Source organism: Streptomyces sp. PL-29 (assembly GCF_058344425.1).
The window spans coordinates 593564-612463 of the sequence record NZ_CP136996.1; the positions used below are offsets into that span (position 1 = coordinate 593564).

Consider the following 18900-nt stretch of genomic DNA (forward strand, 5'->3'; position numbering starts at 1 on the left):
CCTGAAGGTATGCGGGCGGGCTGTTCGCCATGGACGCTATGAGGGGCTTTCGTGACTCACCAAACGGTTGGACACGCGCCGGAGGACGCCCTGGACGGCCGGCGCTGCCCGTCTGCGGACGTCCCGGCAGCGGACGCCCCGGCGGCGGACGCCCCGGCGGCGGACGGCTTCCCGGCGCAGGGCGCGCTGGCGGACTGCCCGGACGGCACCCTCGTCCCGCCGGCCGGTGCGCCACACTGCCCGGTCGACGTCACCCTCGCCGCGCTGGCCGGCCGGTGGACGCCCCTGGTCCTGCGGGAGTTCCTGCGCCGCGGCCGGGCCACGTACTCCGAGCTGTCCGCCGCCCTGCCCGCACTGTCGGACAAGGTCCTCTCGGACCGGCTGGCCCAGTTGACCCGGGTGGGCGTCATCGAGCGCCACCGCATCCCCGGCTGGCCTCCCCGGGTCCGCTACGTCCTCACCGGCCGGGGCCGCGCCCTGGAACCGGTGGTGCACAGCATGTGGGAGTGGGGCAGCGCCCAGGACGCCCCGTGGGGGTCTCAGGCGGCCGGTTCGCGCCAGACGCCGGTCGTCAGCAGTGTGTCGAGGGTCTCGGCGTAGGGGGCGAGGTCGAGCCCCTGCGCCGCCACCCATGCGTCGGAGTAGTACTTGTCGAGGTAGCGGTCGCCCGGGTCGCACAGGAGCGTGACGACGCTTCCGGTACGGCCCTCCGCCACCATCTCCGAAACGATCTTCAGGGCGCTCCAGAGGCCGGTGCCGGTCGAGCCGCCCGCCTTGCGCCCTATGGCCGTCTCCAGCGCGCGGCAGGCGGCGACGCTCGCCGCGTCCGGGACCTTCATCATCCGGTCGATGGCGCCGGGTACGAAGCTCGGCTCCATCCTCGGGCGGCCGATACCCTCGATGCGCGAGCCGCAATCGCTCCTGGCGTCCGGGTCGTTGCGGGTCCAGCCCTCGAAGAAGCAGGAGTTCTCCGGGTCCGGGACACAGATGCGGGTGTCGTGCTGCATGTAGTGCACGTAGCGCGCGATGGTGGCCGAGGTGCCGCCGGTGCCGGCGGTCGCGACGATCCAGGCGGGCTCGGGGAAGCGCTCCAGCCTGAGCTGCTGGTACATGGACTCGGCGATGTTGTTGTTCCCGCGCCAGTCGGTGGCCCGCTCCGCGTAGGTGAACTGATCCATGTAGTGCCCGCCGGTGCGGGCGGCGAGCTCAGCCGATTCCTCGTACATCTTCATCGGGTCGTCCACGAAGTGGCATGCGCCGCCGTGGAATTCGATCAGGCGGCACTTCTCCGGGCTGGTCGTGCGCGGCATGACGGCGATGAACGGGACGCCGATCAGTTTGGCGAAGTACGCCTCGGAAACGGCGGTCGAGCCGGACGATGCCTCGATGACGGGGCGGCCCGGCCGTACCCAGCCGTTGCACAGGGCGTAGAGGAACAGCGAGCGCGCGAGGCGGTGTTTGAGGGAGCCCGTCGGGTGCGTGGACTCGTCCTTGAGGTAGAGGTCGATGCCCCATGCCTCGGGCAGCGGGAACTTCAGCAGGTGCGTGTCCGCCGAGCGGTTCGCGTCGGCCTGAACCTTGCGCACGGCCTCTTTGAGCCAGGCGCGGTAGTCCGCGTCACTGCGGTCGACGTCGACGGTCGTGGCGGTCGCCCCGGTGCCGGTCCCGGTGCCGGGGTTGCCTGTGATGTCGGTGGTGCCGGTGGTGCTCATGCGCCGTGCTCCTTCATGGTTCCGCTTCGCCTTCTCCTTTCGCAATGTACCTCTCCCACCTGCACAAATAGTCACTTTGGGTATCTATGCGGATCGCTTTCGATCGCGTTCGGTTGCACTGCGCGGCACCGTGGGTGACCCTGGTGGAGGATTACCGAGGGTGCAGCACCCGTAACACTCATGTCGGGGAGTCGCAGCCGTGATCAGTCATTCCCGCAGGCACTGCGTCGTCGAACTGCAGGCCTTGCCGTCGCGGATCGGCCAGATCCGCAGAATCGTCTCGGCCCAGCTGCGCCACTGGCAGCTCGATCCGCTCATCGACGTCGCCACGCTCGGCGTGACGGAGCTGTTGAGCAACGTCCACCGCCACGCACAGCCGGACAAGACCTGCGTCGTCGAGATCGAGTTGCGGCTCGGCCGGCTCACGGTCTCGGTCATCGACAGCGATCCGCGGCTTCCCGTGCTACGCCCGGCGCAGGCCGGACCGCTGGAGACCTGCGGACGCGGGCTCGCCCTCGTGGCGGCCCTCAGCCAGGCCTGGGGGGTCCGTGAACGGCCCGACGGACCGGGCAAGGTGGTCTGGTTCTCCCTGACGGCGGCGCCCGCGCCGGTGGCACCGCAGCGCCCGGTCTCGATCGCGGCCAGGCCGGTACGGGAGCCCGCGCGCACGCTGGTCGTGGCCCTCGATCCCGGCTCCGCCCCGGCGGCGCTGGCGGTGCCCTCACCGGTGGCCGTGCACCCCGGCTGACCGTCTTCCCCGACGGGAGCGCTCCCGGGCCGTGATGTCCTAGGCGAGGGCTCCCAGGGGGTCGTCGAGCACCGGCTGCCAGGCCAGTTCCGCCGCGCCGACCAGGCTGTTGTGGTCCAGCGTGCACGGCAGGATCGGCACACCACCGCTGCGTCCCCACAGACTGCGGTCCGCGACGACCGCGCGGAGCCGCTCCGGGTCCGCGTGGAGCAGTTCCCGGTGCAGCCCGCCCAGGATGATCCGGTCCGGGTTCAGGATGTTCACCAGCCCCGCGAGGCCCAGGCCGAGCCGGTCGATCAGCTCCTGCACGGCCGCACGTACCGCCGGTTCCTCGGGTTGCTCGCGCAGCAGGTCACGGGCCTGCTGCAACAGCGACACCTCGGGGCCGGGGCTGCGGCCCGCCGCGGTCAGGAAGGCCAGCGGGTCCGCCTCCACGTCCAGGCAGCCGCGGCCGCCGCAGTGGCAGGCCCGCCCCTCGGGATTCACGGTGAGGTGGCCGACCTCCAGGGCCAGCCCCGAACTGCCGCTGTGCAGGCGGCCGTCCAACACCAGGGCGCCGCCGACGCCGCGGTGCCCGGTGGCCACGCACAGCAGGTGCTGTGCGCTGCGCCCGGCGCCGTGCCGGTGCTCGGCGAGCGCCGCGAGGTTGACGTCGTTCCCGGTGAGAGCCGGGCCGTCGATCCCGGCGGCCTTCACGCACTCCGCGAAGATGTCCCGTACCGGGGAACCGGCCGGCCAGGCCAGGTGCAGCGGGTTCAGAGCCGTGCCGTCCGGCTCGGCGACGGCCGACGGGACCGCCAGCCCTGCGCCGACGCAGCGGCGGCCGCTGTCCGCGAGCAGTTCCGCGCCCGCCTGGACGACCGCGCCGAGCACCTGCGCCGGATCCGCGGAGACGGTGACCTTGCCCGGTGCGGTGGCCACGATCCGGCCACCGAGCCCGACCAGGGCGGCCCGGAAGCCGTCCGAGTGCACCTGGGCGGCGAGCGCCACCGGCCCGTCCTCGGCCACCGAGAGCCGGTGCGAGGGACGGCCCTGGCCGCCGCCCGTACCGCCCGAGGCCCCGGGGCGGGAATCGACCCGGATCAGCCCGAGCGCCTCCAGCTCGGCCGCGACCGCACCTGCGGTGGCGCGGGTGACCCCCAGCTCGGCCGTCAGGACCGCACGGGTGGGGGCGCGACCGGTGTGGACGAGCTCCAGCGCCGGACCGAGCGCACCGCGACCCCGTTCCAGCCTGGTCCGCGCCCCCGCGCTCGACACCGATGGCGTGGTCGCGTCCCCCACCCTCTGCGGGGCCCCGTTGCCGTTCATGGCATCGATCCTCGCATGATCGGAGGGCGCCGGACGCCGCCCCTCAGCCGAGCCCGCCGACCCGCAGCGTGATGTTGAGCCGCCCGGTCAGCCCCAGCGTCCGCGGACCCGTGCCCGGCAGCACCTTCGGCACCCCGTGGTAGGCCGACCGGCTGGGGCCGCCGAAGACGAACAGGTCCCCGCTGCGCAGCTCGACGTCCCGGTACGGACGCCCGCGGGTACCGGTGTTCCCGAAGCGGAAGAGGCAGCTGTCGCCGAGGCTGAGGGAGACCACCGGCGCCGGGGACTTCTCCTCCGCGTCGCGGTGCATGCCCATGCGGGAGTCCCCGCGGTAGAAGTTGATCAGCGCGATGTCGTAGGCGGCCGCACCCGGGTCGGGCGCCACCCCGTAGGCGGCGGCCACCGCCTGCCGACCGAGGTCGGCGAGCCAGTCCGGCATCGGCTTGACCGGTGCGCCGTCGCCGTCGACGGCGGTACGGGCGTAACCGTACGGGTACCAGTGCAGGCCCAGGCACACCTGCCGGGCGGTCATCGCCCCGCCGCCCGGGGTGCGTACCGTGCGCAGGCCGGCCGGCGGGCGGGCCCACTCGCGGCAGGCCGCCAGCAGCTCGTCCTGCCGGCCGGTGCCGAGCCAGTCGGGCACGTGCACCGCGCCGGGGGCGATCACGGTCCGCTCGCGCGGAAAGAGTTCCCCGTCCACCCCTCCATTGTCGGTGCCGGGGCTGCGAGACTCCCGGTATGGAGATCACTGAATACGTGAAGACCCTCGCCCGGGAGGGCGAGCTGCTCGCCGAAGCGGCCGAACGGGCCGGTACGGACGCCCTCATCCCTTCCTGTCCGGGCTGGCACGTCACCGACCTGCTGCGGCACACCGGAGCGGTGCACCGCTGGGCGACGGGGTACGTCGCGGAGCGGCAGCTGGAGCCGATGGGCCTGCCGCAAGCACCGGAACTGGTCGGCGGCGAGCTCCTGGCCTGGTTCCGGGAGGGCCACGCCGACCTGGTGCGGACCTTGACCGACGCCCCGGCCGACGTGCAGTGCTGGACCTTCCTGCCGACCGCTCCGCCCTCGCCGCTGGCGTTCTGGGCCCGGCGTCAGGCCCATGAGACCACCGTGCACCGGCTGGACGCGGAGAGCGCGCTGGGGGTCGCCTTCTCGCCGCCGGCGCCGGAGTTCGCGGAGGACGGGGTGGAGGAACTGCTCACCGGCTTCCACGCGCGGCCGCGCAGCCGGGTGCGGACCCCGGAGCCGCGGACCGTGCGGATCCGGGCCGCGGACACGGGCGCGGTGTGGACCGTGCACCTGTCTCCGGCACCGCCGCGCACGGTGCCGGGCGACCTGGGCGATCCGGTCGACTGCGAGGTGACCGGCGAGGCCGCCTGGCTGTACGCGGCACTGTGGAACCGGCTGCCCCTGGCGGGTCCTGGGGTGACGGGCGACCTGTCGCTGGCCGCGCTGTGGACGGAGACGGCCGGAATCTGACCGGCGGCCGGAGCGGGCGGCCGGGCGCCGGCCGGCGTCCCCTCCCGGCCTCCCGCCCGGCCTCCCGCCTGTGCCCCGGCTGGGAGGCCTCCCGGACGAGCGGTTATGGTCACTTCCTCGACGATCACGGGGGTGGCGGATGTTCGGTTCCACATGGCGCGGCGCGGCGGTGGCCGCGGTGTTCCTGGCAGGGTTCGCGGTCTCCTGCGACGCGGATCCGGCTACGCCGGCCACGCCGGCCACGCCTTCGGTATCCACGGCGCCCCCGGCGGAGTCGGCCTCCGCCGCCGCGACGCCCCCCGTCCCGTCAGCGCCCCCGGCGAGCGGCGGACCGGGCGCCTCCACCCTTCCCGGGACCCCGCCGGAGAAGGTCCGGGACGCCTTCGCCGGGCTCCAGGCGACGCTGAACGACGCGTGCACGCCGGCCGACTGCGCCTACTTCCTCGGGCGGGTCCACGACGAACTCCACCGCCTGGACGCGGCGATGAAGGCGGACCCGAAGGGCCCCGGGCACTTCCCCGAACCGATCGCGCTGATCGCGAAGCTCGATGCGGAGCTCGGCGGCGACCGGACTTTCGGGAACCTCAAGGCGCACCAGACGCTGCTGATCGGCACGCGCGACAAGATCAACACCTGGATGCAGGGCCACCCGGACGACTACCGCTGACCCCGGCCGCGGGCGACCGCGCCGGCCGCCGCGGCGGCGGGACGTCCTAGCCGAGGGTGGCCGCGTAGCCGGTCTGCGCGCCGTACTGCCAGGTCGGGCCCGCGTTCCAGGGGTTGGGCATGACCGTGTCGGTCGCGTAGGCGTAGCCCGCGCCGCGGTCGAAGGCCGTGCGGAGGGTGGCGCGCATCGCGGCGTCGCCCGGGACACCGTGGACCAGGTGCCAGAAGGCCGTTCCGCTCGGGTCGAGTTCGGTGCCGGGACGGTAGCCGGAGTCGTGGTCGAAGACGTTGCCGCCGAGCCATCCGGCTGCGGTGTAGGCGGCGTAGGTGTCCTCGTAGGTGACGAAGACGTCGGCGGTGCGGTGGGCGGGCTCCAGGTAGCAGTCGGCTATGGCCGTGCCGGGGTTGTTGACCACCAGGTCGGGGACGTCCGGGTCCGCGGCGTTCATGGTGTCCTGGACGTAGCGGCGCAGCTCGGCATAGTGGTCGCGGGTTGCGTTGTCGGGTCCGCAGTCGCGGCTGACGACGTCGAAGAAGATGCCGTCGACGTGGAGACGGCCGTCGGGCGTCTTGAGGTAGTTGTCGACGGAGGCCTTGACGGCGGCGATCTCGCGGTTGCCGTGGTCGGTGTGGACGTACCCGAGCACCTTGGTCCGCTCACCGGTGGAGGTGGTGCGGGCACGGAGCGCGTCGGCGCGGGCCCGCCAGGGAGCACCGAAGGGGGCGTCGCCGTTGCCCGGGTTCAGGACGACCACGGAAGGGGCCGGGGCGGTGGCGGTGAGGTCGGCCAGCATCCGGTCGTCCGCCATCACGTACGCGGGGACGGCGATCTCCAGGCCCCGCACACCGGGCATCCGGGGTGTGGGAGGCGGACCGGGCGCCGGGGCGGCGGCGGGAGCGGGCCCGGCGGATGCTTCGCGCGGCGGCGCGCCGACGGACGGCGCCGACGCGGCCAGGAGGAGGGTGGCCAGGACGGCGTACAGGGCCTTCTCGGCGCGAGGCATGAACGTTTCCTCCGGTGGAGGCTCTGCGGGGGACTCGACGAACACTAGACGGGCGGCCCGTCGTTCAAGGCTGAACCTCCCGCATTGGCCCGAGGAACAGGCGAGCGAGCCATCGCCCCATCACGTGAATTCCCGCGGGAGCACACTCCTCGCACGCCCTGCTGTCATACGACCGGAAGACCGACCCCGTGCGCCAGTTGGCCGGCCGCGTGCGTGAAGAAGGCGGATCGTTCCTCGACGACGCCGTTGAACTGGCCGAACAGCTCGAAGGACACGAGCCCGGCCAGCTGCGCCCAGGCGGCGACAAGGGCGGCGACGACCTCCGGGGGCAGGCCCTCGGCGAAGTCGGCGGCCATCCGGGCCGCTTCGGGGCCGAGGGCGGGCGGCAGCGGAGGGAGGGCGAGACCGCGCCCCTCGTAGGCGGCTCGGACGACGCCGATCAGGACGTTGCCGACCCGGGAGGCGGGTCCGACGGTATCGGCGGGGGCGCTGTAGCCGGGTACCGGGGAGCCGTAGACGAGGGTGTATTCGTGGGGACGCTCCAGCGCCCACGCGCGGACGGCCTCGCACACGGCGATCCAACGGCCGCGGGGCGCGGCGCCGGCGGCGAGGGCGCGGGCATCGGCTGCCTCGGCGGCCGAACCGAGGCTGTCGTACGCGTCGATGATGAGCGCGGTCAGCAACTCGTCGCGGCTCGGGAAATAGCGGTAGAGCGCGGAGGAGACCATGCCGAGCTCGCGGGCGACGGCGCGGAGGGAGAGTTTGGCGGCCCCCTCGGCCGCGAGCCGGCGGCGCGCCTCGTCCTTGATGGCGGCGGCGACCTCGATGCGGGCCCGTTCCCTGGCCCCTCGCACGGTGTTCATGGGAGCCAGTGTGCCACGCGGCGGAGCACTGCCCAGGAATCAGTCCACCGCTCCACTGAGAGAGCACTGCTCTTGCTCTGGTGCACCGATCCGATGCACACTGGCTCAGCAAGAGCAGTGCTCTCGTAACGCAGAAGACGGCGATGCCGAAGACGGCCGGAGGTCCCCGTGAACGCGCCCAGCACCCCGTACTACGCCCAGGCCGGCCCTTTCGCCGCCCGCTTCAACTCCCTCCTGGGGAAGCTGGCCCGCTTCGGTATCAGCCTGGCCGGCAGCGCCGAGCTCTCCGTGCGCGGGCGTACGTCGGGCAAGATGCAGCGCATCCCGGTCAATCCGCACCGCTACGCGGGCGGGGAGTACCTCGTCTCGGCCCGCGGCCACTCCCAGTGGGTCCGCAACATGAGGGCCGCGGGCGGGGGTGAGCTGCGAGTGGGGCGCAAGGTACGTGCGTTCACCGCCGTCGAGATCACCGACCCGGTGGAGAAGGCCGCGATCCTGCGCGCCTACCTGGAGAAGTGGGGCTGGGAGGTAGACCGGTTCTTCCGCGGCGTCGACGCGAAGGCGTCGGACGCGGAGCTCCAGGCGGTCGCCGGCGACCACCCCGTCTTCCGGATCGTCCCGGCATCGAGCTGAAACCGCGCGGGCCGGCCTCGGGGGCCTCGGAGCCCGGCGCCGGACGCAGGTGGCCGGGCGGCGCACAGCCCTCAGCCCTCAGCCCTCAGCCCTCAGCCCTCAGCCCGGCAACGACTGCTCTCCCACCCCCGGATCCGGCGCCCGGCCCGGGGCATGTCCGCCCGGATCCGGACGCCATGCCCCGCAGGGCCGGGGGAAGCACCGTGCGGCGCCGGCCCCCAGGCCCGCGCCACACGCGGGACGCGCCACCCGGCGGGCGCAACGCCGGCCGGACGGCGCACCTGGTGCCCGGCACCGTCCGCCGGCGGAATCCGCGGGCAGACCGGGCCTACGCGCGGTTGCCGGTCCGGGCCGCTGCCTGCCGCGCGTCCAGCGCGTGTAGGGCCCTGCGCGCCAGCGGAGAGGTACGCACCATGTCGGCCAGGGTCGTGGCGCCGCGCGTGATGCGGGCGAAGGCCCGCCACGCCGGACGGAACCCGGTGATCGCAGCGTGCAGCAACCCCGGCCGGGCCTCGAAGACGGTCAGCATCCGCTTGCCGACCCCCATCTCTGCCCCCAGCCCCGCCTTCACCGCGAAGGCGTAGTTGAGGGCCTGGCGGCGGGCGTCCACCGCGTCCTGCGCCTCGGCGATCTTCACGGCCCACTCCCCCGCGAGCCGCCCCGAGCGCAGCGCGAAGGAGATGCCCTCACGGGTCCACGGCTCCAACAGTCCGGCCGCGTCACCGGCCACCAGGACCCGACCGCGGGAGAGCGGCGAGTCCGGCTTGCGACACCGGGTCAGATGCCCGGAGGAGACGGCCGGTTCGAAGCCGGCGAGTCCGAGCCGGGCGATGAAGTCGTCCAGGTACCGCTTGGTCGCGGCCCCTTCGCCCTTGGCCGAGATCACCCCGACGGTGAGGGTGTCCCCCTTGGGGAAGACCCAGCCGTAACTGCCGGGCAGCGGGCCCCAGTCGATCAGCACCCGTCCCTTCCAGTCCTCCGCCACCGTCGCGGGGACGGGGATCTCTGCCTCCAGGCCGAGGTCCACCTGGTCCATCTCGACACCCACGTGCGCGCCGATCCGGCTCGCGCTGCCGTCCGCACCGACCACGGCACGCGCCAGGACGGTCTCCCCGTCGGCCAGCACCACCGCGACGGTCCGCCGGTCGGGCACGGCCGCCCCGTGCTGCTCCACGCGGGTCACGGCGGTTCCCGTACGGACGGTGGCGCCCGCCTTCTCCGCCTCCGCGACCAGGCCGGCGTCGAACTCGGGCCGGTTGATGAGCCCGAACAGCATGTGCTTCGAGCGCCGGGTGCGGGCCAGCTTGCCGTCCATCGAGAAGGTGACCGCGTGGATACGGTCCTTGAGGGGCAGGACGAAGCCCGGCGGGAGCGCGTCGCGCGAGGGGCCGATGATGCCCCCGCCGCACGTCTTGTACCGGGGCAGTACGGCCTTCTCCAGCAGCAGGACGCGGCGCCCCGCCGTGGCTGCCGCGTACGCGGCCGAGGAACCGGCCGGCCCCGCGCCCACCACGACCACGTCCCACACCTCGCCGGATCCCCCGGCCACCTCGTCGTCCGCCCCCTGCCCGGCCGGGCCCGCGCCCTTGCTCGTGCCCACGCCTGCGCCTGCGTCCGCGTCCGCGTCCGCGCCCATGCCTGCGCCTTGCTCCGCACCTGCGTCGCGTACGTCGTCGTCGCTGCTCACGATGTGTTGCTGCTCCTGATCACCCGGTTGCTCCGATGCCGGGGAAATCCTACGGCGAGACGCCGCCCCACCCCCGCTGTGCGAGGATCGGGACTGTCTTTTGCCGTACCCGGCATACGCACGCCCCGCACCTGCGCGGGACGCGTACACGGATACAACGTCGCACCCAAAAGGAGCGTGCCCATGTCCCAGAATCCGATCGCCGAGACCATCGCCTCGCTGATGCCCCGCGCGAAGCGGGAGCTGACCGAGCTGGTGGCCTTCCAGTCGGTGGCGGATTGGGCGCAGTTCCCGCAAAGCGAGAGCGAGGCCGCGGCGAACTGGGTCGCCGACGCCCTGCGCGCCGAGGGCTTCGGGGACGTGGCGCTGCTCGACACCCCTGACGGCACCCAGTCGGTGTACGGCTTCCTGCCGGGCCCCGAGGGCGCGCCGACGGTCCTGCTCTACGCCCACTACGACGTGCAGCCGCCGTTGGACGACGCCGCCTGGATCTCCCCGGCCTTCGAACTGACCGAGCGCGAGGGCCGCTGGTATGGACGCGGTGCGGCCGACTGCAAGGGCGGGTTCATCATGCACCTGCTCGCGCTGCGCGCCCTGAAGGCCAACGGCGGTGTGCCGGTCGGTGTGAAGGTCATCGTCGAGGGCTCCGAGGAGCAGGGGACGGGCGGCCTCCAGCAGTACGCGCAGGCCCACCCCGAGCTGCTGACCTCCGACGCCATCGTCATCGGCGACGCGGGCAACTTCCGTCTCGGCCTGCCGACCGTGACCGCCACCCTGCGCGGCATGTGCCTGCTCAAGGTGAAGATCGACACGCTGGGCGGCAACCTGCACTCCGGCATGTTCGGCGGCGCCGCGCCCGACGCGCTGGCCGCGCTGATCCGGGTGCTCGACTCGCTGCGCGCCGCGGACGGATCGACGACCGTGGACGGCCTCGCCTCGGACGCGGTGTGGGAGGGCCTGCAGTACCCGGAGGCGGACTTCCGCGCCGACGCGAAGGTCCTGGAGGGTGTCGAGCTGATCGGCGAGGGCACCGTCGCCGACCGGTTGTGGGCCCGCCCGGCCGTCACCGTCCTCGGCATCGACTGCCCGCCGGTCGTCGGCGCGACGCCCTCGGTGCACGCGAGCGCGGGCGCCCTGATCAGCCTGCGCGTGCCGCCGGGCGTGGACACCGCGCAGGCCATCAAGCTGCTCCAGGCCCATCTCGAGGCGCACACGCCGTGGAAGGCCCGCCTCGAACTGGAGGTCGTCGGGCAGGGCCAGCCTTTCCGGGCGGACACCGGCAGCCCGGCGTACGCGTCGATGCGCACGGCCCTGGAGGCCGCCTACCCCGGCCAGGAGATGCAGATCAGCGGCATGGGCGGGTCGATTCCGCTGTGCAACACGCTGACGTCGTTGTACCCGCGGGCGGAGATGCTGCTGATCGGGCTGAGCGAGCCGGAGGCGCAGATCCACGCGGTCAACGAAAGCGTGTCGCCGGAGGAGCTGGAGCGCCTGTCGGTGGCCGAGGCCCTCTTCCTCGTGAACTACGCGGAGTCCAGGCGCGCCTGATCCGGGCGGTGCCGGCCGCCGCGTTTCCGCCCCGGGCGTGCTTCGCTCATGGTGAAGCCGCCTGCCCGGGGCGGCGGGGCGCCCGTACGTTCACGGCATGGACCTTGTCGACGTACTCCCGAACCGGCTCCACATGCTCCGCTTCCCCATCGGTCAGGCCTATCTCTGGCGGGACGGCGAGGCGCTGACCCTCGTCGACGCGGGTCACGCCGGATCCGCGGCGGAGATCGAGGGGGCGATACGTTCGCTCGGGCTGCTGCCCGAGCACCTGCGGCGGATCGTGCTGACGCACTGCCACCGCGACCACGTGGGCTCGGCCGGTGAACTCGCGGCCCGCTGGGGGGCGTCGGTGTTCGCGCACCGGCTGGACGCTCCGGTGGTCCGGGGTGAGCGGCCCGTCCCCGAACCGGTGCTGCTGGAGTGGGAGATCCCGTTGTACGAGCACGGTCTGACCGTCCCTGAGGCCCCGCCCACACGGGTCGACCGGGAGTTGGAGGACGGGGACGCGCTGGAGTTCGGGGACGGGGCGTACGTGGTGCACGCCCCGGGCCACACCGACGGCAGCATCGGCATCCACCTGCCGCGCCACGGCGTGCTGTTCGCGGGGGACTGCATCGCCGCCGTCGGTCCGCCGATGTTGGGGGTGTTCAACGTCGACCGTGGCCGGGCCGTGGAGTCCTTCCGGCGATTGGCCGGGCTCGCGCCGTCGGTCGCCTGCTTCGGCCACGGGGACCCCCTGACGGTGGACACCGCCTCCGTCCTGGCCGATGCTGCGGCCGGAGCCGCCTGAGCCCCGGCCCGGGGCGAGTGAGCGGCGACGGCACGGGGCACGCGGGCGGCCGACCGAGCCCGCGGAAGAGGGGCTGCCTCAGCCGGTGGGGACGCCCGCCTCCAGGTACAGGGGGCGGGCCCGTTCCCGGGCGCGCAGGGCCCAGCGCAGGCGTTCGTAGCGGTGCTGTGGCAGCAGCTCCGCGGCCTCGGTCTCGGTCACGAAGCGCCAGGCCCGCAGTTCGGGACCGGGCAGGCGGAGGCGAGCCGCCGTTTCTTCCGGGAGGCGGCCGCCGTCGAAGAGCAGGCGCAGCCCTCCGTAGCCGGGGGGCTGCGGGCGTTCCCAGTCGACGACGAGGAGCCCCGGCGCCCGGTCCAGTACGAGGCCCAACTCCTCGGCGACCTCCCGTACTCCGGCGCGGGCGGGTGCCTCGCCCGCCTCCACGACGCCTCCCGGGAACTCCCAGCCGGCCTTGTACGTCGGATCCACCAGCAGTACCCGGTCGCGCTCGTCGAAGAGCAGCACCCCGGCCGCCACGGTCTCCCGCGTGGGCTCCGGGGTCTGCACGATGTCGCAGACCCGGGCGGTCTCGGAGCGGACGGCTTCGGCGATGCGCTCGGCGGTCTCCCGCACGGTCAGGGGACCGTTGTCGATGACGTGCGCGTCGCCGGTGAGCCAACCGAGGGCCTCCTGGTAGGCGGGGATGTGGTCGTAGGCCCACTGTCGGACCCGGATGTCCACGTCCTCGGGGGCCCCCGGTTCCGTGCGGGTCTCGATGCGCTTGCGCAGGATCGTTTCAGCAGGCGCGAGCAGCACATGCCGTACCGGTATCCGCCGGGCTGCCAGCCCGCCGAAGATCTCGTCCCGGTACTCCTGGTGCAGCAGCGCCATCGGGACCACGAGCACCCCGCCCACCTCGGCCAGCATCGCCGCGGCCGTTTCCACCACCAGCCGCCGCCAGCTGGGCAGGTCCTGGTAGTCGGTCACCTCGGCCAGCCGTTTGGGCGGAAGCAGCAGCCGCAGCGCGTCACCGATGAGCTCCGGGTCGAACAGCGTGCTGTCCGGGAGGATTCCGGTCAGTTCACGGGCCGTGCTGGTCTTCCCGGCGCCGAACGTACCGTTGATCCAGACAATCACGTCTACCCCTCTCCCCATGGCTCGTCCGAAGCCCCCAGTGGCTTGCCCGCCCCACCCTGTCACGGAAACCTCACTATCGGCCGAGTGCTTATCCTCGAGGTCACGGCCCGCGCGCCCGCCCGGGCAGCTAGGGAGGAATCGCGACAGTGCCCCACAACCGCCGCCCGTCCGACCCCCGCTACGGCAGCCGGCCGACCATGAAGGACGTGGCCGCCAGGGCGGGTGTCGGCCTGAAGACGGTGTCCCGGGTGGTCAACAGCGAGCCCGGCGTCACCCCCGAGACGGAGAAGCGGGTCCAGGAGGCCATCGAGGCCCTGGGATTCCGCCGCAACGACAGCGCGCGGGTGCTCCGCAAGGGCCGTACCGCCACCGTAGGTCTGGTCCTGGAAGACCTGGCCGATCCCTTCTACGGTCCGCTGAACCGGGCCGTTGAGGAAGTCGCCCGCGCGCACGGGGCGCTGCTCGTCAACGGCTCCAGTGCGCAGGACCCGGACCGGGAGCGGGAGTTGGCGCTCGCGCTGTGCGCCCGCCGGGTGGACGGCCTGATCGTGATCCCGGCCGGGAACGACCACCGTTACTTGGAGCCGGAGATGCGGGCCGGTGTCGCCACGGTGTTCGTGGACCGGCCGGCCGGTGGGATCGACACCGACGTCGTGCTGTCGGACAACTACGGCGGGGCGCGCGGCGGTGTCGCGCACCTGATCGCGGGCGGCCACCGCAGAATCGGCTTCCTCGGTGACCACCCCCATATCCACACGGCGGCGGAGCGGTTGCGCGGCTACCACGCCGCCATGGCGGAGGCGGGCCTCCCCGTGGCCGGATCCTGGGTGTCGCTCGGCTCGACGGCTCCCGGCCGGGTCGCGGCGGCGGCGCGGTCGATGCTCACGGGTCCGGAGCCGGTGACCGCCGTCTTCGCCGGCAACAACCGGGTGACGGTCACCGTGGTACGGGTCCTGGCTCCCCTGGAACGCCCGGTGGCGCTGGTCGGCTTCGACGACTTCGAGCTGGCGGACCTGTTGCGCCCGGGCGTCACGGTGGTCGCGCAGGATCCGGCGGCCCTCGGCCGGGTGGCCACGGACCGCCTCTTCCAGCGCCTGTCGGGCACCGGTCTGCCGCCGGTCCGCACGGAACTGACCACCCGTCTCATCCCCCGCGGCTCGGGAGAACTCCCGCCGGCGGACTGACGTCCCACCGGCCCCGGCCCACGTGGCACGCGGCGCGGCGCGGGCGCCCCGCCCCCGGAGCGGTCCGGGGGCGGGGCGCCCGTGCTGGTCAGGCGGTGGCGGTCAGGGTGGCCGAGCGGCGGGGTATGGCGAAGGCGTCGAGCTCGGCGCGGGTGAGGCCGGTCAGGGCGGTGACCTCGTCGGGGCCCACCGCGCCGCAGTCGAGGCCGCGGACCAGGTAGCCGGCCAGGGCCTTGGCGGTCGCGGGCTCGTCCATCACGTCGCCCTCGATCCTGGCCACGTACGCCTTCAGGCGCGCGGCGGCGGCCTGCAGGCCCTCGCGGTAGAAGGTGAAGACGGCCGCGTAGCGGGTCGGCAGGTGCGCCGGGTGCATGTCCCAGCCCTGGTAGTAGGCACGGGCCAGGGCGCGGCGGGTCAGCCCGTAGTGGAGCCTCCAGCCCTCGTGGACCTTCTCGGTGGTGCCGATCGGCAGCACGTTGGTGGAGCCGTCGGACACGCGCACGCCGGTACCGGCCGCCGCGACCTGCATGATCGCCTTCGCGTGGTCGGCGGCCGGGTGGTCGCTGGCCTGGTAAGCGGCGGAGACGCCGACACAGGCGCTGTAGTCGAAGGTGCCGTAGTGCAGGCCGGTGGCGCGGCCCTTCGCGGCCTCGATCATCCGGGCGACCGTGGCGGTGCCGTCGGAGGCCAGGATGGACTGGCTGGTCTCGATCTGGATCTCGAAGCCGATCCGGCCCGGGCGCAGGCCGCGGGTGGCCTCGAAGGCCTCCAGCAGCTTGACGAAGGCGCTGACCTGCTCGGCGTAGGTGACCTTCGGCAGCGTCAGGACGAGGCCCTCGGGCAGGCCGCCGTGCTCCAGCAGACCGGAGAGGAAGATGTCGGTGGTGCGGATGCCACGGTCGCGGACGTTCGCTTCCATGCACTTCATACGGATGCCCATGTACGGCGCGTTCGTTCCGTTGGCGAAGGCCTCCGAGACGAGGCGGGCGGCACGGGCCGCGGCCTGGTCCTCCTCCTCGTCGGAGCGGACGCCGAAGCCGTCCTCGAAGTCGACCCGGAGGTCCTCGACGGGCTCGCGCAGGAGCTTGGCGCGGACGCGTTCGTAGACCGGTACGGCCAGCTCGTCGGAGATGCCGAGCACCGCGGCGAAGGTCGCGGCGTCGGGAGCGTGCTCGTCGAGCGCGGCGAGGGCCTGGTCGCCCCAGGAGCGGATGGTGTCGGCGGCGAAGACGTCACCGGGCACGTAGACGGTGTGGATGGGCTGCCGGGTGCCGGGGTCGCCCGGGTAGTGGCGCGCGAGCTCCGCGTCCACCGGCGCGAGGGAGGCGCTGATGCCCTCGCTGACCGCGCCTGCGAGGCTCGTCGCCACCTTCTCCTGCTGACCCATCGTGCACTCTCCTCTTTTCCGCTTCACGGAAGCCTAGATCCGCATAGCAGAATTTAGTCACGTGGTTCCGCTCCGTCAATGGTCCCTCCGCCGTCCCGGGCAAACGACTCGGGGCCGCGTGGTGAGAATCACCACACGGCCCCGAAGAAGCGATGCTGCGAAGAGAAACGCAGGTCAGCCGGTCAGCTCTGGCGAGCCTTGATCTCCGCGGTCAGCTGCGGGACGACCGTGAAGAGGTCGCCGACCACGCCGTAGTCGACGAGGTCGAAGATCGGGGCCTCGGCGTCCTTGTTGATGGCCACGATGGTCTTCGAGGTCTGCATGCCGGCCCGGTGCTGGATCGCGCCCGAAATGCCGGAGGCGATGTAGAGCTGCGGGGAGACCGACTTGCCGGTCTGGCCGACCTGGTTGGTGTGCGGGTACCAACCGGCGTCGACGGCGGCGCGCGAGGCGCCGACGGCCGCGCCGAGGGAGTCCGCGAGCTCCTCGATGATGCCGAAGTTCTCGGCGCCGTTGACGCCGCGGCCGCCGGAGACGACGATCGCGGCCTCGGTCAGCTCGGGACGGCCGGTCGATTCGCGCGGGGTGCGGCCGGTGACCTTGGTGCCGGTGGCCAGGGCGCCGAAGGTGACGGCGAGCGCCTCGACGGCGCCCGCGGCCGGGGCGGCCTCGACGGCGGCCGAGTTCGGCTTCACGGTGATGACCGGGGTGCCCTTGGAGACGCGGGACTTGGTGGTGAACGACGCCGCGAAGGCGGACTGCGTCGCGACCGGACCCTCGTCACCCGCCTCCAGGTCCACGGCGTCCGTGATGATGCCGGAGCCGATGCGCACGGCGAGGCGCGCGGCGATCTCCTTGCCCTCGGCGGAGGACGGGACGAGCACGGCGGCCGGGGAAACGGCGTCGTACGCGGCCTGGAGCGCGTCCACCTTCGGCACGACGAGGTACTCGGTGAACTCGGGGGCGTCGGCGGTGAGGACCTTGACCGCGCCGTGCTCGGCGAGCACCGCGGCGGTGGCGTCGGCACCGGCGCCCAGGGCGACGGCGACGGGCTCGCCGATGCGGCGGGCCAGCGTCAGCAGTTCGAGGGTGGGCTTGCGGACGGCGCCGTCCACGTGGTCGACGTAGACGAGAACTTCAGCCATGGGACTGCTCTCCTGCGATTGCGAGGTGTCTGGGGGCTAGCGAGGGGTGGCCGAAGCCCTTAGATGAACTTCTGGCCGGCCAGGAACTCGGCCAGCTGCTTGCCGCCCTCGCCCTCGTCCTTGACGATCGTGCCGGCGGTGCGGGCCGGGCGCTGCGCGGCGGAGTCGACCGCGGTCCAGGAGCCTTCGAGACCGACCTCGTCGGCCTCGATCTCCAGGTCCTCGAGGTCCCAGGACTCGACCGGCTTCTTCTTCGCGGCCATGATGCCCTTGAAGGACGGGTAGCGGGCCTCGCCCGACTGGTCCGTCACCGAGACGAGCGCCGGAAGGGAGGCCTCCAGCTGCTCGCTGGCGGTGTCGCCGTCACGGCGGCCGGTCACGGTGCCGCCCTCGACCTTGACCTCGGAGAGCAGGGTGACCTGCGGGACGCCCAGGCGCTCGGCCAGGATCGCCGGGAGGACACCCATGGTGCCGTCGGTCGACGCCATGCCCGTGACGACCAGGTCGTAGCCGGCCTTCTCGATGGCCTTGGCGAGCACCAGCGAGGTGCCCATGACGTCCGTGCCGTGCAGGTCGTCGTCCTCGACGTGGACGGCCTTGTCGGCGCCCATCGACAGCGCCTTGCGCAGCGCGTCCTTGGCGTCCTCGGGGCCCACCGTCAGGACGGTGATCTCGACGTCGTCGTCCGAGTTCTCGGAGATCTGCAGCGCCTGCTCGACGGCGTACTCGTCGAGCTCCGACAGCAGGCCGTCGACGTCGTCACGGTTGACGGTCAAGTCCTCGGTGAACTGCCGGTCGCCAGTGGCGTCGGGCACGTACTTCACACAGACAACGATCCTCAGGCTCACGCCGGCTCTCCTACCGCATCGTCTTTTCGTGTACCGCCTTATGCAGGCAGCATAGGCGCCTTGTCGGGCGGATCCCGATCGGGGCGGCCCGCGCCCCGAAGGGAATGTTACTCGTCAGTACACCGTGGGTCCCACCAAGTCGCAAGGTCGGCGAACTGTGATCTGCCCAACGCCGCCCGACCCGCCCCAGCAGGGACGATTCAGTCGCGCAGCGCGTTGAAGCGCCCCTGGTGGTACAGCAGCGGACGGCCTTCCCCGGCCGGGTCCCCCACGACCGCCTGGGCGATGACCACACGGTGCTCCCCCGCGGGCACCCGCGCCACCACCCGGCAGACCAGCCACGCCAGCACGCCGTCCAGGACCGGAACCCCGTGCGGGCCGACGGCCCAGCCGGTGTCCTGACCGAAACGGTCGGCTCCGCTCCGCGCGAACAGGCCCGCCAGCTCCCTTTGGTGCTCGCCAAGTATGTGGACGCCGAGGTGCTCGCTGTCGCGCACCGCGGGCCAGGTCGAGGCCCCGGTGCCGATCGTGAAGGACAGCAGCGGCGGGTCCGCCGAGACGGAGTTCAGCGAGGTGGCGGTGAAGCCCACCGGCCGGCCGCCGTCCTGGGCGGTGATCACGGCGACCCCGGCGGCGTGCTGCCGGAAAACGGAGCGCAGGAGCTCGGGCGAGCCGGGACGGCCGGCGCCGGAAAGGAGGGAAGCAGCCGTCGGGGCCGTCGGAGCACTCATCAGGGTTCTGCCTTCTGCCGCAGGACACGCGGGCACGGTCGGGATCGG

19 protein-coding genes are annotated in these 18900 nt (G+C 72.9%); 8 read left to right on the plus strand and 11 right to left on the minus strand.

Going from position 1 to position 18900, the window contains the following annotated elements:
* The first annotated feature begins 51 nt into the window (after window positions 1-51).
* A complete protein-coding gene (locus R4Z63_RS02725; RefSeq protein WP_384444906.1) occupies window positions 52-600 on the plus strand; it encodes a winged helix-turn-helix transcriptional regulator in 549 nt (182 codons plus the stop codon).
* Here the strand turns inward: R4Z63_RS02725 and R4Z63_RS02730 are convergent.
* Entirely contained in the window at window positions 540-1712 is a 1173-nt protein-coding gene (locus tag R4Z63_RS02730) for a PLP-dependent cysteine synthase family protein (protein ID WP_384444908.1), read from the minus strand. The two genes, R4Z63_RS02725 and R4Z63_RS02730, sit on opposite strands and share 61 nt — an antisense overlap.
* A gap of 199 nt (window positions 1713-1911) precedes the next feature.
* On the opposite strand from R4Z63_RS02730, the gene R4Z63_RS02735 reads away from it, so the two are divergent.
* Window positions 1912-2460 carry an ATP-binding protein gene (locus R4Z63_RS02735; RefSeq protein WP_384444911.1) on the plus strand — a complete coding sequence of 183 codons (549 nt, stop codon included), beginning with the start codon at window positions 1912-1914 and terminating at the stop codon, window positions 2458-2460.
* A gap of 39 nt (window positions 2461-2499) precedes the next feature.
* On the opposite strand, the gene R4Z63_RS02740 is transcribed toward R4Z63_RS02735, so the two are convergent.
* Both R4Z63_RS02740 and R4Z63_RS02745 read right to left on the minus strand, forming a co-directional pair.
* Entirely contained in the window at window positions 2500-3768 is a 1269-nt protein-coding gene (locus R4Z63_RS02740; protein ID WP_384444912.1) for an ROK family protein, read from the minus strand.
* Between the two features lie 43 nt (window positions 3769-3811).
* Window positions 3812-4468: an alpha-ketoglutarate-dependent dioxygenase AlkB family protein gene (locus R4Z63_RS02745; protein ID WP_037921788.1), complete on the minus strand. Its 657-nt coding sequence runs from the start codon at window positions 4466-4468 to the stop codon at window positions 3812-3814.
* A 38-nt stretch (window positions 4469-4506) separates the two neighbouring features.
* On the opposite strand from R4Z63_RS02745, the gene R4Z63_RS02750 reads away from it, so the two are divergent.
* A complete protein-coding gene (locus tag R4Z63_RS02750) occupies window positions 4507-5250 on the plus strand; it encodes a maleylpyruvate isomerase family mycothiol-dependent enzyme (RefSeq protein WP_384444915.1) in 744 nt (247 codons plus the stop codon).
* A 139-nt stretch (window positions 5251-5389) separates the two neighbouring features.
* On the plus strand, window positions 5390-5917 hold the full coding sequence (locus R4Z63_RS02755; RefSeq protein ID WP_384444917.1) for a hypothetical protein: 528 nt from the start codon (window positions 5390-5392) through the stop codon (window positions 5915-5917).
* Between the two features lie 46 nt (window positions 5918-5963).
* Here R4Z63_RS02755 and R4Z63_RS02760 read toward each other — a convergent pair whose 3' ends face one another.
* Together R4Z63_RS02760 and R4Z63_RS02765 are read right to left on the minus strand one after the other, a co-directional pair.
* Window positions 5964-6920, minus strand: coding sequence for a spherulation-specific family 4 protein (locus R4Z63_RS02760; protein ID WP_384444919.1), 957 nt, complete (start codon window positions 6918-6920; stop codon window positions 5964-5966).
* 164 nt (window positions 6921-7084) lie between these two features.
* The gene (locus tag R4Z63_RS02765) at window positions 7085-7783 is read right to left on the minus strand and encodes a TetR/AcrR family transcriptional regulator (RefSeq protein ID WP_384444922.1); all 699 of its coding nucleotides are present in this window, start codon (window positions 7781-7783) and stop codon (window positions 7085-7087) included.
* A gap of 168 nt (window positions 7784-7951) precedes the next feature.
* Here R4Z63_RS02765 and R4Z63_RS02770 point away from each other — a divergent pair, with 168 nt between their 5' ends.
* Window positions 7952-8416, plus strand: coding sequence for a nitroreductase/quinone reductase family protein (locus R4Z63_RS02770; RefSeq protein ID WP_384444924.1), 465 nt, complete (start codon window positions 7952-7954; stop codon window positions 8414-8416).
* 328 nt (window positions 8417-8744) lie between these two features.
* Here R4Z63_RS02770 and R4Z63_RS02775 read toward each other — a convergent pair whose 3' ends face one another.
* Entirely contained in the window at window positions 8745-9944 is a 1200-nt protein-coding gene (locus tag R4Z63_RS02775) for a geranylgeranyl reductase family protein (RefSeq protein WP_037922819.1), read from the minus strand.
* A 342-nt stretch (window positions 9945-10286) separates the two neighbouring features.
* On the opposite strand from R4Z63_RS02775, the gene R4Z63_RS02780 reads away from it, so the two are divergent.
* Both R4Z63_RS02780 and R4Z63_RS02785 read left to right on the plus strand, forming a co-directional pair.
* Window positions 10287-11651 carry a dipeptidase gene (locus R4Z63_RS02780; RefSeq protein WP_384444926.1) on the plus strand — a complete coding sequence of 455 codons (1365 nt, stop codon included), beginning with the start codon at window positions 10287-10289 and terminating at the stop codon, window positions 11649-11651.
* 97 nt (window positions 11652-11748) lie between these two features.
* Entirely contained in the window at window positions 11749-12441 is a 693-nt protein-coding gene (locus tag R4Z63_RS02785; protein WP_384444928.1) for an MBL fold metallo-hydrolase, read from the plus strand.
* Between the two features lie 78 nt (window positions 12442-12519).
* Here R4Z63_RS02785 and R4Z63_RS02790 read toward each other — a convergent pair whose 3' ends face one another.
* Window positions 12520-13557, minus strand: a complete 1038-nt coding sequence (locus R4Z63_RS02790; RefSeq protein ID WP_384444930.1) for an NUDIX hydrolase — start codon at window positions 13555-13557, stop codon at window positions 12520-12522.
* Window positions 13558-13754: 197 nt separating this feature from the next.
* Between R4Z63_RS02790 and R4Z63_RS02795 the strand changes: the two genes are divergently transcribed.
* Window positions 13755-14741, plus strand: coding sequence for a LacI family DNA-binding transcriptional regulator (locus R4Z63_RS02795; RefSeq protein WP_078556565.1), 987 nt, complete (start codon window positions 13755-13757; stop codon window positions 14739-14741).
* Window positions 14742-14829: 88 nt separating this feature from the next.
* Here R4Z63_RS02795 and R4Z63_RS02800 read toward each other — a convergent pair whose 3' ends face one another.
* The 4 genes from R4Z63_RS02800 to R4Z63_RS02815 form a co-directional block, all read right to left on the minus strand.
* Window positions 14830-16128: a DUF6986 family protein gene (locus R4Z63_RS02800; protein ID WP_384444932.1), complete on the minus strand. Its 1299-nt coding sequence runs from the start codon at window positions 16126-16128 to the stop codon at window positions 14830-14832.
* Between the two features lie 182 nt (window positions 16129-16310).
* Window positions 16311-17273 carry an electron transfer flavoprotein subunit alpha/FixB family protein gene (locus tag R4Z63_RS02805; protein WP_384444934.1) on the minus strand — a complete coding sequence of 321 codons (963 nt, stop codon included), beginning with the start codon at window positions 17271-17273 and terminating at the stop codon, window positions 16311-16313.
* A gap of 59 nt (window positions 17274-17332) precedes the next feature.
* A complete protein-coding gene (locus R4Z63_RS02810; RefSeq protein ID WP_037921766.1) occupies window positions 17333-18121 on the minus strand; it encodes an electron transfer flavoprotein subunit beta/FixA family protein in 789 nt (262 codons plus the stop codon).
* 200 nt (window positions 18122-18321) lie between these two features.
* The gene (locus R4Z63_RS02815; protein WP_384444937.1) at window positions 18322-18852 is read right to left on the minus strand and encodes a flavin reductase family protein; all 531 of its coding nucleotides are present in this window, start codon (window positions 18850-18852) and stop codon (window positions 18322-18324) included.
* Window positions 18853-18900: the final 48 nt, after the last annotated feature.